This window comes from Massilia sp. LMS1-1-1.1 (genome assembly GCF_040815535.1).
GTDB lineage: Bacteria > Pseudomonadota > Gammaproteobacteria > Burkholderiales > Burkholderiaceae_D > Janthinobacterium > Janthinobacterium aestuarii.
Map to the genome: position 1 here is coordinate 1 of NZ_JBFPNG010000039.1, position 263 is coordinate 263.

Annotated in this window: 1 rRNA gene; it reads left to right on the forward strand. The window is 43.3% G+C overall.

Going from position 1 to position 263, the window contains the following annotated elements:
• Positions 1-155: 155 nt before the first annotated feature.
• Positions 156-263, forward strand: a 23S ribosomal RNA gene (locus MRBLMS1_RS21935); the annotation flags it as partial.

Genomic DNA, 263 nt, shown 5'->3' on the forward strand with positions numbered 1-263 from the left:
TCTGGAAGAAGTAAAGATTATTTATTGATCGGTTTGCCGTAAAAGGTAAATCGATGGGTAATGATTGTATGTATCAACAAACAAGCAACAACGTTGTACTTTCTTATCCCTGTAGCGCTCTTTGATGGTTTATCCATCAGAGGCTAACGTTATAGGGACAAGCGAATAAGTGCACATGGTGGATGCCTTGGCGATTACAGGCGATGAAGGACGTAGTAGCTTGCGATAAGCTGCGGGGAGTGAGCAAACACACTTTGATCCGC